Below are 2,875 nucleotides of genomic sequence, written 5' to 3' on the forward strand. Positions count from 1 at the left end.
GACCCTGCCCGTCACCCTCCTTGTGGTGGCCGTGGTCGTGTCGGTGGGACCGATATCGCTGATGGCGGAGGAGCAGATCCTCCCGTCCGAGGATCTGGCGAGGATCTCGGTCGGTGACACCCGTGAGGAGGCCGAACGGTACCTGCCGGCCGACTCGGTCCCGCTGACCACCGCCGAACACCGGATGTACCGCGAACCCGAGGACGCCCAGTGCGCGTACTACCGCGACGGGTCGCCGCTGCTCGCCCCGGAGGCCGTCCTCCACCAGGTGTGCTTCCGTGACGGTCGTGTGGTCCGCGCGGGAACCGCCACCACCGACTGAGGGTCCGTGAGGGCCCCACCGCGTGCGCGGACCCGCGCGCGCCTACCGACCGCAGGAGGAGACCGACCGTGATCCGGGTGCTGATCGCCGACGACGAGACGATGATCCGCGCGGGTGTGCGCGCCATCGTGCAGAGCGACCCGGGGATCGAGGTGGTCGCCGAGGCCGCCGACGGGCGCGAGGCGGTGGAACTGGTGCTCTCCCACCGGCCCGACGTCGTCCTGCTGGACATCCGCATGCCGCGTATGGACGGACTGGCGGCCACCGCGGAGATCCGCAGTGTGGCGCCCGACACGGCCGTCGCCATCCTCACCACCTTCGGCGAGGACGGGTACGTCTCCCGGGCCCTGGGTGACGGCGCCGCCGGGTTCCTGCTCAAGGCGGGCGACCCGCGCGAACTCATCGCCGGGGTGCACGCCGTGGCCGAGGGCGGTGCCTACCTCTCACCGCGGGTGGCCCGGCAGGTGATCGCGCACTACGGAGGTGGGCGCGCCGCCCGGGAGGCGGCCGCCCTGGCCCGGGTCGGGGAGCTCACCGACCGGGAGAGGGAGGTGCTCGCCCTGGTCGGGGCGGGGCTGTCCAACGCTGACATCGCCCGCCGCCTGTTCCTGGTGGAGGGCACGGTGAAGAGCTACGTGAGCGCGATCCTCAGCCGCCTGGGACTGCGTAACCGCGTGCAGGCGGCGATCCTGGCCTACGAGGCCGGGCTCCCGGACGCGGTCGACACCTGATCCCCGCCATCCCCGTGGTCCGGACACGGTGCGGTCACCGGATGCGGGGAATACTCGGGACATGGTGAGGACGAGGACTTTCGAGGACCGCCCCGGGCCGAACGGGGCCGTGGAACTGGCGCCGCTGCGGGCGGCCTGGCGGGAGCTGGCGGGGCGGGGCCCCGAGGCCGTGGCGGTGGGTGACGAGCTGCTCGGCAGGTGGGGCGAGGAGCACCGCAGGTACCACACGCTGACGCACCTGTGGGAGACGCTCCGGGCCGTCGACGTCCTCGTGGACCAGGCCGACGACCCGGACGCCGTGCGGTACGCGGCCTGGTTCCACGACGCCGTGTACGAGGGGCGCCCGGGGGAGGACGAGCACGAGAGCGCGCGCCTGGCCGAGCGGCTGCTGACCGAACTGGGCGTCGATCCGGGGCGGGTCCGCGAGGTCGTGCGGTTGGTGGAGGCGACCGCCGACCACCGAACCGACCCGGGTGATGCGGACGGCGCGGTCTTGTGCGACGCGGACCTGGCGGTGCTGGCCTCGGCCCCCGACGAGTACCTGGCCTACACGGCGGCCGTGCGCGCCGAGTACCGGCGGGTGCCAGACCGTCTCTTCCGGGAGGGCCGGCTGTCGGTGTTGCGCTCCTTGAGGGGCGCCCCGTACCTGTACGCCACGCCGTACGGCCGTACCCACTGGGAGGAGCGCGCCAGAGCCAACATCGACGCGGAGATCGAGCGTCTTGAGGCCGCGGAGGAGGTGGAACCGCCGCACCTGTGACAGTGCCTCCGTGACCGGTGCGCCCAGGCGCGCCGCGGCGCGGTCAGTCCCGGTCCCCGTCGGGCGGGGTCCGTCGTCGCCGCAGGCCCGAGGCGCGCAGCCGGGTGACGAGTTCGCGTCCGCTGACGTGTTCGGCACCCAGCTTCACCGCTCGTGCGTGCAGGTGCTCGGGGATGTCGTAGTGGTCGCGGTCGAAGGCGCGGGGGCCCACACCGAGTGCGCTGGCGAAGGCGTGTAGTTCGTCATAGGAGTGGTCGCTGACCAGGTGGGCGAAGAGCCAGCCGCGTGGTCCGGGCCAGAGGGGTGTGTCGATGAGGACGCTCATGAGGTGCGCGGTGTGGTCACGGCCCGCCAGGGCACGGGGCTGGAGAGGACCATGGTGCTGGAGGGGCGGCCGTGTTCAGCTAGCCGGTCGATGACCTCCTCGAAGTGCTCCATGGACCGCACCGCGATGAACAGGACGCAGCAGGCGTCCCCGGTCACCCGGTGCACCTGGAGGATCTCCGGCAGGTCCAGGGCGGTGGGTTCGCGCAGCAGGCAGTGCGCGCCGAAGCACTCCATCCGCACCAGTGCCGTCACCGGGAGTCCGGCCGCGGCCGGGTCCACGTGCGCGTGGTAGCCGGTGATCACTCCGCGGTCGGTGAGGCGGCGGACGCGGTCGGCCACGGACGGGGCGGACAGGTTGATCCGGCGGGACAGCTCGTTGAACGACAGGCGCCCGTCCTGTTGAAGCTCGGTCAGTATCCGCTGGTCAACGCTGTCCAGCGGGGTTGCCGGTCTCGAGGTCATACTTTGCGATCCCAAACTAGGAATGTCTTTTACGTCATGGATACCAGGTAAACGCCCGACTTGTGGCGTCATCGCCCATTCCTCCAGCCGCCTTCCGTGGTCGATCATGTGAACCTGCGTCACCGTGGACCGCGAGGGGATCCTCCCGCCCGCCACGGGGACGCAGCGGAAGACGACGCAGCACCGACGAGGGGTTCCCATGCTCTCCACGACCGCCCAACAGTGTCCGTACATGCCGGGCGGTGACGACGACGGAGTCGAGGCGGGGGGCGG

Annotated in this window: 4 protein-coding genes and 1 pseudogene; 3 read left to right on the plus strand and 2 right to left on the minus strand. The window is 71.7% G+C overall.

What is annotated here, in order from left to right; all coding sequences use genetic code 11:
* The 3 genes and pseudogenes from D471_RS40235 to D471_RS0116455 all read left to right on the plus strand — a co-directional run.
* Positions 1–322 (plus strand): annotated as a pseudogene (locus D471_RS40235) (hypothetical protein); the annotation flags it as partial.
* A gap of 68 nt (positions 323–390) precedes the next feature.
* Positions 391–1,053, plus strand: coding sequence for a response regulator (locus D471_RS0116450; protein ID WP_017599633.1), 663 nt, complete (start codon positions 391–393; stop codon positions 1,051–1,053).
* Between the two features lie 61 nt (positions 1,054–1,114).
* Complete coding sequence (locus D471_RS0116455) at positions 1,115–1,813, plus strand: HD domain-containing protein (RefSeq protein ID WP_193789771.1); 699 nt, start codon at positions 1,115–1,117, stop codon at positions 1,811–1,813.
* Between the two features lie 43 nt (positions 1,814–1,856).
* Here D471_RS0116455 and D471_RS0116460 read toward each other — a convergent pair whose 3' ends face one another.
* A complete protein-coding gene (locus tag D471_RS0116460) occupies positions 1,857–2,138 on the minus strand; it encodes a DUF4031 domain-containing protein (RefSeq protein ID WP_017599635.1) in 282 nt (93 codons plus the stop codon).
* Positions 2,135–2,602: an Lrp/AsnC family transcriptional regulator gene (locus tag D471_RS0116465; protein WP_017599636.1), complete on the minus strand. Its 468-nt coding sequence runs from the start codon at positions 2,600–2,602 to the stop codon at positions 2,135–2,137. Before D471_RS0116465 ends, D471_RS0116460 begins: the two co-directional genes overlap by 4 nt.
* Positions 2,603–2,875: the final 273 nt, after the last annotated feature.

The sequence above is a fragment of the Nocardiopsis lucentensis DSM 44048 genome, from assembly GCF_000341125.1.
Lineage (GTDB): Bacteria > Actinomycetota > Actinomycetes > Streptosporangiales > Streptosporangiaceae > Nocardiopsis > Nocardiopsis lucentensis.

What these genes read in the sequence shown, in the direction of transcription:
- D471_RS0116455 (WP_193789771.1), top strand. Translation starts at nt 1,115, where the DNA reads ATGGTGAGGACGAGGACTTTCGAGGACCGCCCCGGGCCGAACGGGGCC.
- D471_RS0116460 (WP_017599635.1), bottom strand. Translation starts at nt 2,138, where the DNA reads ATGAGCGTCCTCATCGACACACCCCTCTGGCCCGGACCACGCGGCTGG.
- D471_RS0116465 (WP_017599636.1), bottom strand. Translation starts at nt 2,602, where the DNA reads ATGACCTCGAGACCGGCAACCCCGCTGGACAGCGTTGACCAGCGGATA.